The sequence below is a fragment of the Rhodoferax sp. genome (assembly GCF_034519335.1).
Taxonomy (GTDB): domain Bacteria; phylum Pseudomonadota; class Gammaproteobacteria; order Burkholderiales; family Burkholderiaceae_C; genus Allorhodoferax.
In genome coordinates this window covers 21,965-40,296 of record NZ_JAXHOL010000013.1, presented here as the reverse complement: position 1 = coordinate 40,296, position 18,332 = coordinate 21,965, and the positions used below count along the sequence as shown (strand labels likewise).

The 18,332-nt window shown below is 62.4% G+C and carries 17 protein-coding genes and 2 pseudogenes; 14 read left to right on the top strand and 5 right to left on the bottom strand.

Annotation, left to right across the window (positions count from 1 at the left end; translation table 11 throughout):
* Positions 1-1,707, top strand: a complete 1,707-nt coding sequence (locus tag U5O12_RS06410) for a putative bifunctional diguanylate cyclase/phosphodiesterase (RefSeq protein ID WP_322577832.1) — start codon at positions 1-3, stop codon at positions 1,705-1,707.
* Between the two features lie 502 nt (positions 1,708-2,209).
* Here the strand turns inward: U5O12_RS06410 and U5O12_RS06405 are convergent.
* The 4 genes and pseudogenes from U5O12_RS06405 to U5O12_RS06390 all read right to left on the bottom strand — a co-directional run bounded on the left by U5O12_RS06405 (position 2,210) and on the right by U5O12_RS06390 (position 6,403).
* A pseudogene (locus tag U5O12_RS06405) lies at positions 2,210-3,047 on the bottom strand (undecaprenyl-diphosphate phosphatase).
* 65 nt (positions 3,048-3,112) lie between these two features.
* Positions 3,113-4,348, bottom strand: a complete 1,236-nt coding sequence (locus tag U5O12_RS06400) for an ABC transporter permease (protein WP_322577831.1) — start codon at positions 4,346-4,348, stop codon at positions 3,113-3,115.
* Positions 4,345-5,079: an ABC transporter ATP-binding protein gene (locus U5O12_RS06395; RefSeq protein ID WP_322577830.1), complete on the bottom strand. Its 735-nt coding sequence runs from the start codon at positions 5,077-5,079 to the stop codon at positions 4,345-4,347. Before U5O12_RS06395 ends, U5O12_RS06400 begins: the two co-directional genes overlap by 4 nt.
* Complete coding sequence (locus U5O12_RS06390; RefSeq protein ID WP_322577829.1) at positions 5,057-6,403, bottom strand: efflux RND transporter periplasmic adaptor subunit; 1,347 nt, start codon at positions 6,401-6,403, stop codon at positions 5,057-5,059. The genes U5O12_RS06395 and U5O12_RS06390 overlap by 23 nt, the downstream gene beginning before the upstream one ends.
* A gap of 169 nt (positions 6,404-6,572) precedes the next feature.
* Here U5O12_RS06390 and U5O12_RS06385 point away from each other — a divergent pair, with 169 nt between their 5' ends.
* The 11 genes from U5O12_RS06385 to U5O12_RS06335 all read left to right on the top strand — a co-directional run bounded on the left by U5O12_RS06385 (position 6,573) and on the right by U5O12_RS06335 (position 15,213).
* Positions 6,573-7,109: a DUF6622 family protein gene (locus U5O12_RS06385; RefSeq protein WP_322577828.1), complete on the top strand. Its 537-nt coding sequence runs from the start codon at positions 6,573-6,575 to the stop codon at positions 7,107-7,109.
* A gap of 10 nt (positions 7,110-7,119) precedes the next feature.
* A complete protein-coding gene (locus U5O12_RS06380) occupies positions 7,120-7,917 on the top strand; it encodes a MipA/OmpV family protein (RefSeq protein ID WP_322577827.1) in 798 nt (265 codons plus the stop codon).
* Positions 7,918-7,941: 24 nt separating this feature from the next.
* Positions 7,942-8,580, top strand: a complete 639-nt coding sequence (locus tag U5O12_RS06375) for a DUF2306 domain-containing protein (protein ID WP_322577826.1) — start codon at positions 7,942-7,944, stop codon at positions 8,578-8,580.
* 16 nt (positions 8,581-8,596) lie between these two features.
* Positions 8,597-9,019 (top strand): DUF2306 domain-containing protein, encoded by a 423-nt coding sequence (locus tag U5O12_RS06370; RefSeq protein WP_322577825.1) that lies wholly within the window; start codon positions 8,597-8,599, stop codon positions 9,017-9,019.
* A complete protein-coding gene (locus U5O12_RS06365) occupies positions 9,016-10,050 on the top strand; it encodes a sensor histidine kinase (RefSeq protein ID WP_322577824.1) in 1,035 nt (344 codons plus the stop codon). The genes U5O12_RS06370 and U5O12_RS06365 overlap by 4 nt, the downstream gene beginning before the upstream one ends.
* The gene (locus tag U5O12_RS06360) at positions 10,047-10,877 is read left to right on the top strand and encodes a LytTR family DNA-binding domain-containing protein (protein ID WP_322577823.1); all 831 of its coding nucleotides are present in this window, start codon (positions 10,047-10,049) and stop codon (positions 10,875-10,877) included. Before U5O12_RS06365 ends, U5O12_RS06360 begins: the two co-directional genes overlap by 4 nt.
* Positions 10,878-10,900: 23 nt before the next feature.
* Positions 10,901-11,626, top strand: a complete 726-nt coding sequence (locus tag U5O12_RS06355; protein WP_322577822.1) for a hypothetical protein — start codon at positions 10,901-10,903, stop codon at positions 11,624-11,626.
* 103 nt (positions 11,627-11,729) lie between these two features.
* Complete coding sequence (locus U5O12_RS06350; RefSeq protein WP_322577821.1) at positions 11,730-12,890, top strand: branched-chain amino acid ABC transporter substrate-binding protein; 1,161 nt, start codon at positions 11,730-11,732, stop codon at positions 12,888-12,890.
* 22 nt (positions 12,891-12,912) lie between these two features.
* Positions 12,913-13,503 (top strand): hypothetical protein, encoded by a 591-nt coding sequence (locus tag U5O12_RS06345; protein WP_322577820.1) that lies wholly within the window; start codon positions 12,913-12,915, stop codon positions 13,501-13,503.
* 229 nt (positions 13,504-13,732) lie between these two features.
* The gene (locus U5O12_RS06340; RefSeq protein ID WP_322577819.1) at positions 13,733-14,902 is read left to right on the top strand and encodes a branched-chain amino acid ABC transporter substrate-binding protein; all 1,170 of its coding nucleotides are present in this window, start codon (positions 13,733-13,735) and stop codon (positions 14,900-14,902) included.
* Between the two features lie 74 nt (positions 14,903-14,976).
* Positions 14,977-15,213 carry a hypothetical protein gene (locus U5O12_RS06335; protein ID WP_322577818.1) on the top strand — a complete coding sequence of 79 codons (237 nt, stop codon included), beginning with the start codon at positions 14,977-14,979 and terminating at the stop codon, positions 15,211-15,213.
* 54 nt (positions 15,214-15,267) lie between these two features.
* Here U5O12_RS06335 and U5O12_RS06330 read toward each other — a convergent pair whose 3' ends face one another.
* Complete coding sequence (locus tag U5O12_RS06330; RefSeq protein WP_322577817.1) at positions 15,268-16,380, bottom strand: DUF2157 domain-containing protein; 1,113 nt, start codon at positions 16,378-16,380, stop codon at positions 15,268-15,270.
* A gap of 61 nt (positions 16,381-16,441) precedes the next feature.
* Between U5O12_RS06330 and U5O12_RS06325 the strand changes: the two are divergent.
* Positions 16,442-17,402, top strand: a pseudogene (locus U5O12_RS06325) (glutaminase).
* Positions 17,403-17,444: 42 nt separating this feature from the next.
* Positions 17,445-18,323 (top strand): hypothetical protein, encoded by an 879-nt coding sequence (locus U5O12_RS06320; RefSeq protein ID WP_322577816.1) that lies wholly within the window; start codon positions 17,445-17,447, stop codon positions 18,321-18,323.
* Positions 18,324-18,332: the final 9 nt, after the last annotated feature.

Sequence of the window (18,332 nt, the reverse complement as noted above, 5' to 3'; positions counted from 1 at the left end):
ATGCGCATCCTGATTGCCGAAGACGAACCCTCGCTGCGCGAGAACCTGCAGTGGATGCTGGAGCTCGAAGGGTACGAGGTGATGGCTGCGTGCGACGGTGCGGACGCCTATACGCAGGCGCAAGCCTTGCGGCCCGACCTGGTGCTGACCGATGTGATGATGCCCACACTGGACGGCTACGGCCTGGTGCGCGCGCTGCGCGAAGACGCCCGCACGGCCACCGTGCCCATCATCATGCTCACCGCCAAGGCCGACCGCGCCGATGTGCGCGCCGGCATGAACCTGGGCGCTGACGACTACCTCACCAAACCCTGCCGCCGCGACGAACTGCTGGAGGCCGTGCAGGCCCGCCTGCAGCGCAGCAGCAGCCTCGAACAAGCCGCCCAACGGCTGCAGAACGAAACCCGCTACGCCATGCAGATCGACACGCTCACCGCCCTCCCCGGGCGTGACCTGTTCGAGCAGCAGCTCGAAGCTGCCCTAGAGCACCACAGCGGCGTAGCCCTGCTGTGCCTGGGCTTGGACGGGTTTGCCAAAATCAACGAATCGCTGGGTACCGGCGTGGGCGACCTGGTGCTGCGCGAAGTAGGCAAACGCCTGAACCTCTATTCCGCGCAGTGGGAACACCCCACCGCGCACGATGTGGTGGGCCGCATCGGCGGCGACCAGTTCGCCGTGTGCATGGCAGGTCTGGATCACGAAGACCGCCTGGGCGAACGCGCCACCGAGCTGCTGCGCCGCCTGGCCCAGCCTTACCAGGTGAGCGGCCACACGCTCTTTCTGACCGCCAGCGCCGGCGCCAGCCTATTCCCCGCGCAGGCCGACAGTGCGCATGCGCTGCTGCTCAATGCCGAGTCGGCCCTGCACCACGCCAAGCCCGCCGGCCCCGGCACCTATGTGTACTTCGACGCGGCCATGAACCGCCAAGTGGCGCGCTCCCTGCAAATCCACAATGAGCTGCACCACGCCATGGCCCAGGGGGACCTGCAGGTGTATTACCAGCCGCAGGTTCGTATCAAGACGGGGGCAGTCGTGGGTTTTGAGGCCCTGCTGCGCTGGCACCACGCCTCGCTGGGCTGGATTCCTCCCTCCGAATTCATCCCGATTGCCGAGCAAAGTGGTGTGATCGTGCAACTCGGCCAGTGGGTCATGCACACCGCCGCCACGCAGGCAGCGCAGTGGCTGGCCCAAGGCCACAGCCGCTTCCGCATGGCGGTGAACCTGTCGGTGCGCCAGTTTGCCGGCAAGGAACTGCCCGCCCTGGTGGCCCAGGTGTTGCAAAGCACCGGCCTGCCCCCGCACATGCTGGAGCTGGAAGTGACTGAGAGCATGGCCCTGCAAAGCGTGGCCTCCACGCTAGCCACGCTGCATGCCTGCAAGGCGCTGGGCGTGAAGCTGGCGATGGACGACTTTGGCACCGGCTACTCCAGCCTGGCCTATCTCAAGCAGTACCCACTGGACGCCCTGAAGATCGACCAGGCCTTCACCCGCAACATCACCCAGGACGCGGGGGACGCCGCTATCACCAAGGCGATTGTGGCGATGGCGCACAGCTTTGGCATGACGGTGGTGGCGGAGGGTGTGGAGACGGCCGAGCAGCTGGAGTTTTTGCGCGGGCTGCAGTGCGAGGAGTTCCAGGGCTACCTGTTTAGCAAGCCGGTGCCTGCTGACGAGGCGGTGAAGTGTTTTGCGGGGTATCGGGGGTAGCTTGTCTTCTTGGGTTTTTAGTACCTACTCCCCTGGTGCTACGGTGATGGGGGCTTGGTGGGGCTGCACCGCTTTTTTAACACCCACTCCCCCAGCCCCTCGCCCCGTCGGCGAGGGGAGCTTTTAACAGCCATATCTTGTTGTCTCGCGCCGACTAAGGTGCTACGGGGGTGAGGTTGCTACCGTGAGCGCGCGCCACGGCCAGCGCCTGCGGTTGTGGGACTTCGGAGATGTCTGTTCGGCACGGCTGGCGGCTGCGCCCGCCAGCGGCTCCGCGCCAGCTTATTGGTGTTTACTACAACCGTTGGCGCGGGCCGTAGCGTACCCACCCAGTGGCAACGCGACTGCTGCGGCCCCATAACCGGAGCATTCCCCAAAAATATGGCTGTTAAAAGCTCCCCTCGCCGACGGGGCGAGGGGCTGGGGGAGTGGGTGTTAAAAAAGCGGTGCAGCCCGCCCAATCACCCACCACCATAGGACCAAGGAAGTCCGTATTGAAAAATCAAGCCGCCCAAGTCACCACCCCAGTCCAAGCCGTCACCAACACAACGACGCCAAACACAATGCGGTAATACGCAAACCCCACAAAGCTGTGGGTAGAAATAAAGCGCAACAACCAGCGCACACACAACCACGCGCTGACAAAAGAAAACACCAGCCCCACACCAAACAGCGGCACATCCGCCATCGACAACAACGCCCGCTCTTTGTACAGGCTGTACACCCCCGCCCCAATCAAGGTCGGAATGGCAAGGAAGAAAGAGAAATCGGTAGCCGCCTTGCGCGACAGGCCCAAGCAGCATGCCGCCGATGATGGTGGCGCCGCTGCGGCTGGTGCCGGGCACCATGGCCAGGCACTGCACCAGGCCCACCTTGAGGGCGTCCAGCGGCGTCATGGCATCCACATCGGCCACACGCACGGTCTTGGGATTGTTGGCCTGGCGGCGCTCGGCCCAGAGGATGATGAAGCCGCCCACGATGAACGTGGTGGCGACGATGGTGGGGGTGAACAAGTGGGCCTTGATGAACTTGCCAAACAACAAGCCCAGCAATACCGCAGGCACAAAACCAATCGCCACATTCACGGCAAACCGCTGCGCCTGCTTTTCGGTGGGCAGGGCCACCAGCGTGTCGCGGATTTTTTGCCAGTAGACCAGGATGACGGCAAAGATGGCACCGGTCTGGATAGCGATTTCAAACACCTGGCGCTTGTCGTGGTCCAGAAAGTCCAGCAGTGCCCCCGCCAGAATCAAATGGCCGGTGCTGGAAATAGGCAAAAACTCGGTCAACCCTTCCACCACACCCATGATGGCCGCTTTGATCAGCAATGTAATGTCCAAAACACACTCCCTTTTATAGATAAAAAATAGCCAGAAGGCGCATATTATCTGCGCGAGCAGCTCACTTATTCATAGCGAAGTGCTTGAATCGGTAACAGTTTGGAAGCGCGCCGGGCCGGGTAGAAGCCAAAAAACACGCCCACCACACCCGAGAAGCCCACCGCCAGCAACACCGCCCCCACACTCAACGACACCTGCCACCCGGCAAAGTGGCCCACGCCCCAGGTGGCCAGTGCGCCCAGGGCCACGCCAATGGCGCCGCCCAGCACACTCAGCGTCACCGCTTCAATCAAGAATTGCGCCAGGATGTCACGCCCGCGCGCACCCACGGCCATGCGCAAGCCAATCTCGCGTGTGCGCTCGGTCACGCTCACCAGCATGATGTTCATGATGCCAATGCCGCCAATCACCAGGCTGATGCCGGCCACCGCCGCCAGCAACAGCGTCATCACGTGGCTGGACTCTTCCTGGGCCTGCAAAATTTCGGTGAGGTTGCGCACCACAAACGGATCGTCTGCCCCCTCTTGCACCTTGAAGCGCTGGCGCAGCAGGTCCTTGATGTTGTCCTCCACCGCTTTCATGTCCTGGCCATCCCGCACTTTCACGCTGATGGCGCCCACGCGCTTCAGGCGGCTGGTGGCGTCACCGCCCCAGATGCGGTTGCGCAGCGTGCCCAGCGGAATCATCACCACATCGTCCTGGTCCTGGCCCATGGAGTTCTGCCCCTTGGGCGCCAGCACGCCAACCACCGTGATGGGAATGTTGCGCACCCGAATCACCTGGTCCACCGGGTCCTGCTCGCCAAACAACTCGCGCGCCACAGTGCTGCCAATCCAGGCCACCTTGGCCGAGCCCGACAATTCCGCCGCATCAAACACCCGCCCACTGGCCAGCGGCCAATCGCGCGCCTCCAGGTAGTCGTTGTTCACCCCAATGATGCTGCTGCCCCAGTTGGTATTGCCAAACACCAGCTGCCCGCTGGTGCGGGAGGTAGGGGCGGCCACCTGCACTTCGGGAATCTCCAGTGCAATCGCCAGTGCATCTTCTTCGGTCAGGCGCTGGCGGGTTTGTGCGCCGAGACGCACCCCGGCCTGCGACACACCACCCGGCAGCACCAGCATGATGTTGGAGCCCAGCCCCTTCATTTGCTCCTGCACGCGGTTGGTGGCGCCCTGCCCCACCGCCACCATGGTGATAACGGCAGCCACCCCAATGATGATGCCCAGCATCGTCAAGATGCTGCGCAAGGTGTTGGCCGCCAAGGACCGCAGCGCGCTGCGCAACGCCGCAAAGGTATTCATCGCACCGTGTCCTCCACGATATGCCCGTCCTTGAACACCAGCGTGCGCCGCGCCCAGGCTGCAATGTCGGCCTCGTGCGTCACCAGCACCACCGTCATGCCCTGGCGATTGAGCTCGGTCAGCAGTTGCATGATGTCCTCGCTGGTTTGCGAGTCCAGCGCGCCGGTGGGCTCATCGGCCAGGATGAGTTGGGGGTGGTTGACCAGTGCGCGCGCTATCGCCACGCGCTGCTGCTGCCCACCCGACAGCTCGGCCGGCGTGTGCCCGGTGCGCTGGCCCAGGCCCACCCGCTCCAGGGCAGTGCGTGCACGCTGGTGGCGCTGGGCGGCCGGCACACCGGCATAGACCATGGGCAGCTCCACGTTCTCCAGGGCGCTGGTGCGCGGCAGCAGGTTGAACTGCTGAAACACAAAACCAATGCGCCGGTTGCGAATGCTGGCCAGCGCGTCGGGCGCCATGTCTTGCACAGCCTCACCGGCCAGCACATAGCTGCCAGCACTGGGTTGGTCCAAGCAGCCCAAGATGTTCATCAGCGTGGACTTGCCCGAGCCCGACGCCCCCATGATGGCCACCATCTCGCCCTCGGCAATGTCCAGCGACACCCCCCGCAGCGCGTGCACGGTCTGGTCGCCCATGGCGTAGGTTTTGGTCAGGTCACGCGCCTGGATCAGGGCGTGCGCTTGGGTCGTGGGTGACATCGCGGCCGCCTCAAAACGGAGGTCGCGGGCCATTGCTACGCGGCGCCGTGGCGCTGCCTTGCGGCTTGGTGCCCACCAACACCTCCACACCCTCGCGCAAGGCCGTAGCTGCCGGCGAATCCGGCGGCAAGATCAGCTCGGTGTTGCTGCCATCTGATACCCCCACACGCACGGCATAGGCTTGCGGCTTTCCATCGCTGCCCATCACATACACCCGGCTGCGGTTTGCGCCACGCGCCGCGCCGCCCTCGGGGCGCGGGCCTGGCGCACGTGCACCGGGTGCCGAAGCAGCCGAGGCAGGTGCTGCAGGCTCCACACCCTCAATCCGCAGGCGCAAGGCCGCGTTGGGCACCTTGAGCACGCCCTCGCGCTGCTCGGTCACCACCCGCACATTGGCCGTCATGCCAGGCAGCAGCTTGCCCTGCACATTGGCAAAACGCACGATGGCCACATACGTCACCACATTGGCCACATTGGTAGCGGCCTTGCGCACCTGGCGAATCTCTCCCTCAAAGGTCTGGCCCGGAAAGGCATCCACATTGAAGCTGGCTTTTTGTCCCGGCTGCAGGCGGCCCACATCGCTCTCATCAATGGCGGCCTCCACCTGCATGTCGGAGAGGTTTTGCGCAATCACAAACAACTCGGGCGACTGCAGGCTGCTGGCCACCGTCTGGCCGCGCTCAATGGTGCGTTTGATCACAATGCCGTTGACTGGCGACGTAATGCGCGTGCGCGCCAGGTCAATGCGGGCCTGGGCCAGTGCGGCCTCGCGCTGCGCGACGTTGGCCTGTGCGGTCTTTACTTGTGCCTGCGCCACGCCCACCTGGGCCTGTACCGCCTTCATGGCTTCGGTGCTGGTGTTCACCAGTGCACGCGCTTTGTCGGCCTCGCTCTGGGCAATGAACTGTTTTTCCACCAGGCTTTGTTTGCGCTCGAAATCGCGCTGTGCTTCGTTCAGGTCCACCTGCGCACGCGACACCTGGGTCTGCACGGCCGCCACATTGGCCTGCGCGGTCAGCACCGCCGCACGCGCGGCATCCACATCGGCTTGGGCGCTGCGCACGCGGTACTCAAAGGTCTCGGGGTCAATCTGGGCAATCAGCTGGCCGGCCTTCACCTCGCTGTTGAAGTCCACCAGCACCTCGCGGATCTGCCCGCTCACCTGCGTGCCCACGCTCACCTGCGCCACCGGGCTCACCGCACCGCTGGCGGCCACAGTGGCCTGCAGGTTGCCCCGGCTGATGGCCGCCGTGCGGTACTCCACCTTGTCGCCTGCGCCTGCCTGCATCCACCACCACACACCACCGCCCAGTACGGCGACCAGCACCGCGGCGCCACCTATCCATGTTCTGTTCATGCCCCGATTCTAGAAAGGCACGATGGCGGCGCCGTGGCAGTTGCCAAAAGCCCCCGTTTTTTTGCATTTCACGGCGCCAAAGCCGCATTTCGTCGCACGCCGCTCGCGCCAGTGGCGGGCAAACGGCACAGTCGGCCCATCGCTCTTGAACCTTCCTGGGAGTTTCGTCATGTTCACTATGTTGGTATCCAACACCCCAGTTTGGGTGTGGCCGCTGTTGCTAGGCCTGCTGGTGCTGGGGCTGCGCCAAACCTTGCCCCAGCAGATGGGCTGGATGCGCGTAACTGCATTGCCGCTGGCACTGGTGGGGCTTTCGGTCTACGGCACGCTGTCCGTCGCACTTGTCTATCCGCCCGCCATGGTGCTGTGGGCCGCATTCGCCATCAGCGCTGCCACTCTGGTACTGCGTCGCCCCCTGCCCGCCAGCGCCCGCTACGACCTCGCCCGCCAGCGCTTCACCGTGCCGGGCAGCGCCGTGCCGCTGGCGCTGATGATGGGCATCTTCGTCACCAAATACGCCGTGGGCGCCACCCAGGCGCTTGCCCCCGCCCTGCTGCAATCTCACGCGGCCATCAACGCCGTGGCAGGCATGTATGGCCTGTGCAGCGGTGTGCTGCTGGGCCGCAGCCTGCGCCTGTGGCAACTGGCTGCAAAAACGGACGCCCAGTGGCACCATAGCGCCACATCCTCCCGTGCCACAGCCTAAGGACACCGCCATGCACACACCCCTGCCTCGTGTCGCGCTTTCCATCAGCCTGCTTGGTGCCGTGCTTCCCGCTACCGCACAAACCTTTGATTCCGTCCAACTGCGCAACGCCCCACCCGGCGCCGATGGTGGCACGATGGGCTTGGCTGCCGTATCGGCACCCGAATACCTGGGCAGTGACCAGCGCAAGACGTTGGTGTTTCCGGGCTTGAGCTACCAATGGGCCAACGGCTGGTTTGCCGGGCTGGACAATGGCGTGGGTTACAACTTCTCCCACAACCCCGCCCTGCACTATGGTCTGCGCCTGACAGCCGACCTGGGCCGCCAAAGTGGCGACAACGCAGCCCTTCGCGGCATGGGTGATGTGGATGCAAAACCCGAACTCGGCGGCTTTGTGAGCTACACCACAGCCCAAGGCCTGGCGCTCACCAGCTCGGTGCGTTGGGGTTCGGGCCAAAGCGGCAACGGCGCGGTGGTGGACCTTGGGGTGGCTTACTCGGTGGCCCTGGCGCCGCAGTGGCGCTTGGGCACCAAACTCAGCGCGACCCTGGCCGACCGCCAGCACATGCAAAGCTACTTTGGAGTGGACGCCCAACAAGCCGCCCGCAGTGGCTATGCCGTCTACACCCCCGACGCCGGCCTGCGCGACACCCGGCTGGGGGTGTCACTCACCTACGCCATCAACCCGCGCACCTTTGTTACCGCCGTTGTGTCGGGCGGTGTACTGGGCGATGCAGCCAAAAACAGTCCGGTCACACGCAGCAGCAATGCCAATGCTGCCGTGCTGGCGCTGACATACGCTTTCTGACCCCGATCCACCAGGCCCCACACCGTGTCGACCGCAAACCATATCTTCCCAACGCCCTATGGCCCGGCGCAATGGGCCAGATGGTCCACCCTGATGCTGCTGGCTCTGGGCGTGGCTGGTTATGCCTTGTGGCTGGTGCTGACCAGCGACCGGCCAGACTTTGCAGCCGGCCTGTTTGCCCGCCACCCGGTGGGCGCGCTGCTGCACATGGTGTGCAGCCCGGTGGCGCTGGTGGCGGGTGCACTGCAGGTCAACCGCGCCATTCGAACCCGCCACCTCCTGTTGCACCGCTGGTTGGGGCGCCTGTATGTGCTGGCGGTTGTGCTGGGCGGCACCAGTGGCTTATCCATGGCCTTTGGGGCTCAAGGCGGGCCCACCTCCGCGTGGGGCTTCGGGCTGCTGGCCGTGCTGTGGCTACTCACCACAGGCACGGGCTTCGTGGCCATGCGCCGGGGCGATCAAACAGCACACCGCGACTGGATGCTGCGCAGCTACGCACTCACCATGGCGGCCATCACATTGCGCATCTACCTTCCATCAAGCCTGATAGCCGGCCTCTCATTTGAGGACGCCTACCGCGCCATTGCCTGGCTGTGCTGGGTGCCCAATTTGCTGCTGGCCGAATGGCTGATTCGCCGCCTGCACCGCAACACCACCGCCTGACCCCGCAGGAGACCCCATGCAACTCACCCCTGTCATCGCCCTGCACATGGGCACCGCACTCGCTGCACTCGCCATTGGCCCGATTGCCCTGTGGGCGCGCAAAGGTGCCGTCCAGCGCCCACGCTTGCACCGCGCAGCGGGCTACCTGTGGGTTGTGTTGATGGTCGTGACTGCCATCTCCGCACTGTTCATCCGCGACTACCAGCTGCCCAACATCGGGGGCTACACCCCCATCCACCTGCTGGTGCCTTTCACCTTGTTTTCGCTGTGTGGCGCGTTCTGGTATTTGTCGCGCAAAAATATTGTCGGCCACCGCAAGACCATGCAGCAGCTGTACTTCGGGGCCTGCGTGGTGGCTGGTGCCTTCACCCTGCTACCGGGCCGCTACCTGGGTCAGTTGGTGTGGGGGCAGTGGCTGGCGGCATACTTGCCCGCATGAACGGCAGACACTTCACCACCCTGGGCCACGGCCTGTGGAAAACGCTCACCCTCAACACCGTGATTGCCATCGGCATCACGCTGTTTGGTGACCATGGGTTCTGGAGCAACCTGGTCTATTCCCAATGCATTGGCCTCAGCATTGGCGCAGCCATTGACATAGGTCGACATTTTTTCATTCAGGACTGGCGTAACCAGTTGCGCCGCTTGGTGGGCATCGTTCCCGTGGGCGTAGTTCTGGGTTTCTTCGTTGGCAACTTCGTCGCCGACATGCTGTTGGGCGGCAGCGCGTTTCACTATTGGTTGACCTCACCGAACAAAGCCTGGGGCATGCTGTTTTTGAGCCTGGTGGCGGGCACCGTGCTCACGCACGTGTTCGTCAGCCGCGAGCTATTGGCGGTCGAACGCGAAAAGGCCGAGGCCGCGCGCCGCCAGGCCAGCGAAGCCCAGCTGCGCCTGCTGGAAACGCAGCTCGAACCCCACATGCTGTTCAACACGCTGGCCAATCTGCGCGCACTCATTGCAGTGGACCCCACGCGCGCGCAGACCATGCTGGACCACATGATTGCCTACCTGCGCGCCACGCTCAGTGCGTCACGGACCGACCCCAGCCGCCCCCACACCCTGCACGACGAATTCGCCCGTCTGCAAGACTACCTGGAGCTGATGGCCATCCGCATGGGGCCACGCCTGCAGTTCACGCTGGACTTGCCCGACGCCCTGCGCCACCACGCCGTGCCGCCCCTGCTGCTGCAACCCTTGGTAGAAAACAGCATCCAGCATGGGCTGGAGCCCAAAGTGGAAGGCGGCAGCATCCGCGTGAGCGCGAACCTGTCGGACGAGCTGCTGTGCCTGGAAGTGGAAGACACCGGCCTTGGATTGCCACCACCCGACACACGGCGCACAGGCTTTGGCTTGCAGCAAGTGCATGAACGGCTCAGCACCGCCTTTGGTACGCTTGGCACTATCAAAACAGGAGCTGCTCGCGCAGGTGGTACGCTGGTTTCCATTACTTTTCCTTTAAATCCATGACACGCCCCACCGCCCTGATCGCCGAAGACGAGCCGCTGTTGGCGCAGGCCCTGCAGGCCGAACTGGCCCAGGCCTGGCCCGCGCTGCAAGTGCTGCGTAGCGTGGGGGACGGCGTATCTGCCGTGGAGGCCGCACTGGCTCTGCAACCCGACGTGCTGTTTTTTGACATCCGCATGCCGGGGCAAAGCGGCCTGGAAGCCGCCGCCGAACTGGCCGACGCCTGGCCCACCGAGGGGCCGGATGCCAAGCCCTTTCCGGCACTGGTGTTTGTCACGGCCTACGACCAATACGCCGTGCAGGCCTTCGAGGCCGAAGCGGTGGACTATGTCCTGAAGCCCGTGCAAAGTGCACGCCTGCAAAAAACGGCATCAAAACTACAGCTAGCCCTTGCCAGTACTGCGCAAGCAGCTCCTGAAACAGGAGCAAACGAGGCCAAGCTGGAAGCCACATTGGCCCAGTTGCGCAGCCTGCTCGGGCCCGCAGCGGGCGCGCCAACCGCGGCCCCCTTGCAAGTGCTGCAAGCCAGCGTGGGCAGCAGCATCCACATCATTCCGGTAGCCGATGTGGTTTACCTGGAGGCCGCCGACAAATACCTGCGCGTGCTCACCGGCACGCAGGAGTACCTGCTGCGCACGCCGCTCAAGGAACTGCTACCCCAACTCGACACCCAGGTATTCTGGCAAATCCACCGCGGCACCGTGGTGCGTGCCCAGGCCGTGCGCAGCGTGAGCCGCGACGAAGCGGGCCGCTTGAGCTTGACCTTGCACCACAGAAGTGAAAAACTCCCCGTCAGTCGGCTGTATGCCCATCGCTTCAAGGCGATGTAGGCGCCGCCTCACGGAGGAGACACATGACACCCGATAAAGGGCAAACCTTTCGCTGGCCACGGTGGTGCCTGGCTCTAACCACCTGCTGCAGCCTCAGCCTGCAAGCTGCAACGCAGCTGGTCATTGCCATCCCGCCCGAAGACCGGCTCAGTGTCACCATGGCACAGCGGGTCTTGGCGTTGGTGTACCAGGAGCTTGGGGTGGAGGTGCAGTACACCAAGCTGCCAGTGCGCCGGGGTTACGCGCAGGCCGACGAGGTGGACGGCATAGGTCTGGGAGTCACCCACGACATCGGGCTCACCCAAATGCGCATCGAAGTGCCCATCTCCTACGAAGAAGCCGCGGTGTACGCCACGCGCGCAGACATCACTCCAAACGGTTACGCCTCACTGCAGCCCTATGTGATTGGGCACATCGCAGGCATCGGGTATCTGGAAGCCCGGCTGCAGGGCATGCGCACCGACACCGCCACCAGTGTGGAGAGCCTGTTCCGCAAGCTGGAGCTGGGGCGAACCGATGTGGTGGTGGACTCACGCTTCAACAGCTGCCTCATCAAAACCCTTGGCCTGCGCAAGGTGCAGCTGCTACAGCCATCGCTGGAAACAGCGCCGGGTTTTCACTTCCTGCACATGCGCCACGCAGCCCTGATTCCCAAAGTCACCGCCGTGCTGCGGCGCATGGCGGCTGACGGCACCATCAAGAAAGTACAGGCGCAGGCGCTCAAGGAGTACCGCACGCAGTGCGACTGACTGCACCCTAGGGGTTTACCACAGGAAAAACGGCGTGGCACGGTGGTTGCGTGAGCAGGCTCCCTCCCTACAATGTGCCCCTTCTCCTACAAGGAACCCCAAGATGCAACTGAATCTCTCGCGCCGCGGCGCTGTGCGCCTGCTGGCCCTGTCTGCTGTCCTCTCCAGCGCCCTGCTCCAGGGTTGCGATTCCGTCCCCTCCGTCATCAAAATCGGCGTTGCCCAGCCCCTCACGGGCAACCTCTCGGCATTGGGCCAAGACTTGCTCAACGGTGTGAACCTGGCAGTGGAAGAACTGAACAAGGAGGGCTTCAAGGTCAAGGGCAAGCCTGTGACCTTTGAAGTGGTGGCCGTAGATGACCGCGCCAACGCCGAGACGGGCAAAGAAGTGGCCAAACAGTTGGTGGACGCCGGTGTGGTGGCCGTCATTGGGCACCTGAACTCCGGGGTGAGCATTGCTGCGGCCCCCATCTATGCAGAAAAAAGCATTGCCGAACTCTGCATTTGCACCAACCCGAAATTCACGCAACTTGGGTTCGATACGACCTTCCGCTTGGTGGGTAACGACAACCTCCAGGCCAAGGCCATTGGCAGCTATTCGGCTTCGCAGTTCAAGGGCGTAAAGGTTGCACTCTTGGACGACGGCACTCCCTACGGCAAAGACTTGGCTGCAGGCGCGGGGGTAGAGCTCAAAGCGGGCAAAAAGGAAATAGTGGTACAGCAGTCATTTGATGACAAAACCACAAAGTTCGATGAAGTGGCAGCCAAGATCAAAGACGCAGGAGTGGAAGTCATCGTATCCACCCTCAACGACTTCCAGATTCTGGCCCTGCTAGACGCACTCAAGGCCATCAATTACACCGATGTGAAATTGCTCGGCGGTGACACCATCAAGACCACACTGATGCTCAAAGGACAAGGCATCATCAGTGGCATCTATGCCACATCCCCCAGCTTGGAGGCCCGGGAGTTCACTGCCGGAGGCGCCTTCCTCGACAAATACCGCGCCAAGTACAAGATCGAACCCGCATACGCTGGCCACTACACCTACGACGCCATGTATGTCCTAGCCGCCGCCATCCGCCGCGCAGAATCCGCAAAACCCAAAGACATCGTGGCCATGCTGCGCAAGATTGACGGCTATGCCCCGGTCACCGGCTCCATGAAATGGGACGCGCAGGGCGAACAGCGTTACGGCGTGATTGGGGTGTACAGTGCCAACGGCGGTCTGTGGGAATCACAGATGCGTTCAGACAACTGGTAAACACCACCAGCAGGAGCTCATCATGACCTTGCGTTACACCACAGTGCCCAACACCCTGCCAGAGAGCAAGATGCGCCTGTACCCAACCAAGGTCATCAACGTCATCGGCGGGCCGGGGTGTGACAAATCGCTCATCTCCTCGGCCATCATCCTCTACCTGCACCTGCATAGCCGCACGGTAGAAACCATCCCCGACTACGCCAAATCCCTGGTCTGGCAGCAAAACTTTGAAGTGCTCAAGAACCAGTACTTCATTGCCCAGCGCCAATACGAGATGCTCAACCTGCTCGACGGCCAAGTGCAGTTCCTCATCACCGAGTGCTCGCTGCCCCAGGTGCTGTACTACAACGAGAACTACCCCGAAAACATTTGTGACGTAGCCAAAACCCGCGCGCAAATTTTGGAGTGGTACCGCCAGCACAACAACATCAATGTGTTTGTGGAACGTGGCGACAAGAAATACGTGCACACCGGCCGCTTTCAGGACGAGGACCAAGCCCGCAATGTGGACCGCGGTCTGCGCGCCACGCTGGTCCGCGAGGGGCTGCATTACACCGCACTGAAGCCCGATGTGGAATCCATCAACGCCTTTGCCAAAACCCTGCTCGACTGAGCGTGCACTAGTGCAGTGCACAGAAGCCATCCAAGCACCAAATGAATACGGGTTTTCACCTACGAATCCCGGTTTTGGGAGTAATGAAATTCATGCATCATTAGATCTTTGAATACAACAAGGACCTAAGTACAAGCCTCATGTCCAGTGCCTGTGACTTGCGCTAACGTCCGCGTTGTGGAAATTAATTCCCGCTGTTTTTTCTTTGTGTTTATTTTTTGGAGTTTTTATGCAATTCAAAGTTAAGAGTACTTTGACGGTATTGGCTGCTGCAACCCTGTTGGTTGCCTGCGGCAAAAAAGAAGAAGCGGCTCCCGTAGCTGACGCTGGTGCGGTCGTCAAGATCGGCCACGTTGGCCCCACCAGTGGCGCTATCGCCCACTTGGGCAAGGACAACGAAAACGGCGCCCGTCTGGCGATCGAAGAGCTCAACGCCGCTGGCGTGATGATCGACGGCAAGAAAGTGACCCTGGAACTGATCGCCGAAGATGACGCTGCAGATCCAAAGCAGGGTACTGCCGTGGCACAGAAGCTGGTTGACTCCAAAGTGGCTGGCGTGGTCGGACACTTGAACTCCGGCACCACCATCCCTGCCTCCAAGATCTACAGCGACGCGGGCATTCCCCAAGTCTCTCCATCTGCTACCAACCCCAAGTACACCCGCCAAGGTTTCAAGACCACCTTCCGCGTGGTGGCCGATGACACCCAACTGGGCGGCACCCTGGGCAAATACGCTGTCGGCACCCTGAAGGGCAAGTCCATCGCAGTGATCGACGACCGTACTGCCTACGGCCAAGGCGTGGCAGAAGAATTTGCCAAGGCCGTGGAAGCTGCTGGCGGTAAAGTCGTGGCCAAGGAATTCACCACCGACAAAGCCACCGACTTCAACGCCATCCTGACCACCATCAAGGGCAAGAAACCTGACGTCGTGTTCTTCGGCGGTATGGACGCTGTAGCCGGCCCCATGTTGAAGCAAATGAAATCCCTGGGCATCAAGGCCAAGTTCATGGGCGGCGACGGCATCTGCTCCACCGAACTGGTCAAGCTGGCTGGCGACGCAGTGTCTGACGACCAAGTGTTCTGTGCCGAAGCTGGTGGCGTCGAAGGCGAAGCCAAGGCTGGCATGGAGGAATTCAAGACCAAGTTCAAGGCCAAGTTCAACGCCGACGTGCAGGTCTACGCCCCCTACGTGTACGACTCCGTCAAGCTGATGGTGGCTGCCATGGTCAAGGCCAATTCGTCGGACCCAGCCAAGTACCTGCCTGAGCTGGCAAAGACCGACTACAAGGGTGTGACCGGTCCTATCATGTTTGACGAAAAGGGTGACATCAAGAATGGCGCCTTGACGCTCAAGACGGTGCGTGGTGGCAAGCTGGAAACTCTGGCCGTCATTCGCTAAATTGTTTTTTAGTAAGTGAGTTAACTTGATAGGGACTCTCGCAAGAGAGTCCCTTTTTTCTTGATAGGCTCGCAATGACACGTCTACGTTTTACGCTCTCCGTCTTCGCCTGGTGTGCATGGTTGGGCTTGACCGCGTGTGCGCAATTGCCCGCCCAAATTGCAGAGTTGGGCTGGCAAGACTTGTATGGCGACAGAGGTGCGCAGGTACTGGCCCGCGACTACGTCATGTGCACCGAACTCACCGAACAGCGCAGAAGCCTGTTGGGTGGCTGCATGGCTGCGCGAGGATGGAAAGTCGCTACAGATTGAGTGGCCCTATGGGCACACATTGATTCCCCCGCATCACTGCTTATCCAACCCCAGTCAGGCCCTTGGCTGCAGCCCCACCGGTACATAACGCGCCAGCCGCGCCGCAATGGCCACCTCGTGCCGCTGCCACCACACGCCCAGTGCCACCACCCCCAGGCCCAGCAGCGTGAGCGCCAGCGGGAACAGCAGGCTGTCCTGAAACACCTCGTGCGACAAATGGCCCAGGTACAGCGCAACACCCAATGCGCCAAACACCGTAAACACGCGCCGCCCAATGGCCGCGCCCGCCATCACCAGCGCCAGGTTGATCAACGCGTACATGAATTTGCCCAGCTCCGAATCCGACTCGCGCAGACTCAGCCCGCACCAGAACATCAGCGTGCCAAAGATGTACAGCCAAAACGCAAAGTCCTGCCGCCACTCTGCCGTCTTGGACAGGCGGCTGCGCACATCCACCCACAGCGCCACCACCACCGTGCCAATGCCAAACACCAGCGACATATCGCGCATAAACGTCCACTCCCAGCCATGGTCGTTGAGCAGCGCATTGGCCACATCCATGCTCATGTACCAAAGCGTCAGCGCCAGTGGCATCACCATGAAGGGCAAGCGGTAGCGCCACAGCATCACCACGCCTGCGGCCAGCGTGGCAAATTCAAGCGTGATCCAGCGCCAGTCAATGCGCGTGTGGTAGCTCGAAAACGCCTCAGGCCCACCGGGCGGCCACAGCCCAGCCAGGCTCTGTGCGCTCCAGACTGCCAGCGGCACCAGAAACACCGCCAGCGTAGCCAGCAAGCCCGCAGGCACACGCAGCCCACGCGTTTTGAAACGGTCTGCCACCAGCAGGCACGCCACCATGTAACCCAGCGCAATCGCCAACAGTGCCCCGGCACCCAGCGACTCAAAGCCCAGCGTCATGAACAGGCTCATGGCCCCAATGGCCACCAGCCCGCCAAAGTAATACAACACATTCACAAAACCAAAGGCTGGTGCAGCATGCACCTGCACGTGCGGCTCGGTGTGTGCCGGGGCGCTATGGCTCCAGCGTTGCCACAGGCTCTGGGCCTGCGCTTCGGTCACCACGCCATCACGCGCGGCCTCCTTCAAATCCTGCAAACGCAGCTCCACCACCAGATTGGCAGTGTCCGTAAAGTCTTTGATGTGCATGGTGCATACCTGCTGTGGTTTTGCCGCATATGTACCACAGGCAGGCTCCTAGAATCCGCCCATGCACACCCCCACGCCCACCACCCAGGCTGCAGACCTGCCTGCCATCTTGGAGCAGATCCACACCGAAGCCCAGGCCCTGTTTGGTCAAGGCCGGGTGGCCAGCTACATCCCGGCGCTGGCCGAAGTGCCGCCGCGCCAGTTCGGCATGGCCGTGGCGCTGGTGGATGGCAGCACGTACAACGTGGGGGACGCACACACGCCGTTCTCGCTGCAAAGCATCACCAAACTCTTCACCTTTGTGCTGGCGCTCAAAGCTGTGGGCAATGCCCTCTGGCAGCGCGTGGGCCGCGAGCCGTCTGGCGCAGCCTTCAACTCCATGGTGCAGCTGGAGACTGAAAAAGGCATCCCGCGCAACCCCTTCATCAACGCAGGGGCCCTGGTCATCACCGACATCCTGACCACCCGCTACGCCCACCTGGACTACGCGCTCCTGGGCGCCCTGCGCCGCCTGACCGATGACCCTGAGCTGAGCTGGAACGTGCGCATTGCCAGATCAGAACGCGAGACCGCCCACCGCAACATGGCGCTGGCGTATTTCATGAAGAGCTACGGCAACTTCATGAACGACCCCGAGCTGGTGCTGGACAACTACTGCCGCCAGTGCGCCACCGAGATGAGCTGCGCCCAGCTGGCCCAAGCCACCATGTTTTTGGCCAACAGCGGGCGCGACCTGGGCCGCGATGGCCAACCCGATGAGCAGTTTCTGGCCGCCGACGATGCGCGCCGCGTCAACGCCCTCATGCTCACCTGCGGCGCCTACGACGCGGCGGGCGACTTTGCGTACCGCATCGGCCTGCCCGTCAAGACCGGGGTGGGCGGCGGCATTGTTGCAATTGCGCCGGGCGTGGGTACTATTGCCGTGTGGGCGCCCGGAGCTGGACGCCAAAGGCAACTCGGTGCTCGGCGCGTTTGCCCTGGAAAGGCTGGTGCAACTGACCGCCTGGAACCACACCCCATAATAAAAACATCAGGGAGCCACTGCAGAACGTGGAAAGGGCGCCATGCCCATTTGGCTCAAAACGCTGCGTACCAGCCTAGCGTGTCTGCTGGCACTGGCAACGTGGCCCGTGCAAGCGGAAAAGCTTTCCGTTGTGTATGCCCGCGAAATCCCCGAGACCGACAGTCGGCTCGAATACCCCGTGCGGCTGCTGGAGCTGGCCCTGAAGAAATCCGGCACCAACTACGACATACGCGCCTACCCCCGCCCCATGCCGCAGGGTGCGGCACTCGGTCGGCTGGCCACAGGCGCCGGAATCAACTTGGCGTGGAGCATGACCTCCAAAGACCGCGAAGCGCAGCTGCTACCCATCCGCATCCCCATCGACAAAGGCCTGTTTGGTTACCGTATTGCATTTGTGCGGGAGCAAAACAAGGGCATCATTTCCAGCGTCAAAGGGCTGGCAGATCTGCGCGCCTTCTCGGCCGGCCAGGGCCACGACTGGCCCGACACCGACATCCTGCAAGGCAACGGCCTGCGGGTGACCACCAGCACTGCTTACGAAGGCCTGTTTGCCATGTTGCAGGCTGGCCGGTTTGACTACTTTCCGCGCTCCATTCTGGAGATATGGGACGAAACCGGGCTGGCCAGCAAACAGCAGCTGGTGGTGGAAGACAAGGTGCTGCTGCACTACCCGGCGGCCATCTACTTTTTTGTGAACAAGAAAGACACAGCGCTAGCCAAGGCAATTGAAACCGGCCTGCACAAAGCCATGGCCGATGGCAGCTTTGATACGCTGTTTTACCAACGCTTTGGCGACGTCATCAAACGCGCCAACCTGCGCGGCCGCGTGGCCATTGCGCTGACCAACCCCCTGCTGCCCGCCGCCACGCCCCTGTCGCGCAAGGCGCTGTGGCTGGACGTCAACAAGCTGCCCAATTAAACGCCCGAC

Excerpts from the sequence above, each read along its gene's own strand:
- U5O12_RS06410 (WP_322577832.1), top strand. The coding sequence starts at position 1 with ATGCGCATCCTGATTGCCGAAGACGAACCCTCGCTGCGCGAGAACCTG.
- U5O12_RS06400 (WP_322577831.1), bottom strand. The coding sequence starts at position 4,348 with ATGAATACCTTTGCGGCGTTGCGCAGCGCGCTGCGGTCCTTGGCGGCC.
- U5O12_RS06395 (WP_322577830.1), bottom strand. The coding sequence starts at position 5,079 with ATGGCCCGCGACCTCCGTTTTGAGGCGGCCGCGATGTCACCCACGACC.
- U5O12_RS06390 (WP_322577829.1), bottom strand. The coding sequence starts at position 6,403 with ATGAACAGAACATGGATAGGTGGCGCCGCGGTGCTGGTCGCCGTACTG.
- U5O12_RS06385 (WP_322577828.1), top strand. The coding sequence starts at position 6,573 with ATGTTCACTATGTTGGTATCCAACACCCCAGTTTGGGTGTGGCCGCTG.
- U5O12_RS06380 (WP_322577827.1), top strand. The coding sequence starts at position 7,120 with ATGCACACACCCCTGCCTCGTGTCGCGCTTTCCATCAGCCTGCTTGGT.
- U5O12_RS06370 (WP_322577825.1), top strand. The coding sequence starts at position 8,597 with ATGCAACTCACCCCTGTCATCGCCCTGCACATGGGCACCGCACTCGCT.
- U5O12_RS06365 (WP_322577824.1), top strand. The coding sequence starts at position 9,016 with ATGAACGGCAGACACTTCACCACCCTGGGCCACGGCCTGTGGAAAACG.
- U5O12_RS06360 (WP_322577823.1), top strand. The coding sequence starts at position 10,047 with ATGACACGCCCCACCGCCCTGATCGCCGAAGACGAGCCGCTGTTGGCG.
- U5O12_RS06355 (WP_322577822.1), top strand. The coding sequence starts at position 10,901 with ATGACACCCGATAAAGGGCAAACCTTTCGCTGGCCACGGTGGTGCCTG.
- U5O12_RS06350 (WP_322577821.1), top strand. The coding sequence starts at position 11,730 with ATGCAACTGAATCTCTCGCGCCGCGGCGCTGTGCGCCTGCTGGCCCTG.
- U5O12_RS06345 (WP_322577820.1), top strand. The coding sequence starts at position 12,913 with ATGACCTTGCGTTACACCACAGTGCCCAACACCCTGCCAGAGAGCAAG.
- U5O12_RS06340 (WP_322577819.1), top strand. The coding sequence starts at position 13,733 with ATGCAATTCAAAGTTAAGAGTACTTTGACGGTATTGGCTGCTGCAACC.
- U5O12_RS06335 (WP_322577818.1), top strand. The coding sequence starts at position 14,977 with ATGACACGTCTACGTTTTACGCTCTCCGTCTTCGCCTGGTGTGCATGG.
- U5O12_RS06330 (WP_322577817.1), bottom strand. The coding sequence starts at position 16,380 with ATGCACATCAAAGACTTTACGGACACTGCCAATCTGGTGGTGGAGCTG.
- U5O12_RS06320 (WP_322577816.1), top strand. The coding sequence starts at position 17,445 with ATGCCCATTTGGCTCAAAACGCTGCGTACCAGCCTAGCGTGTCTGCTG.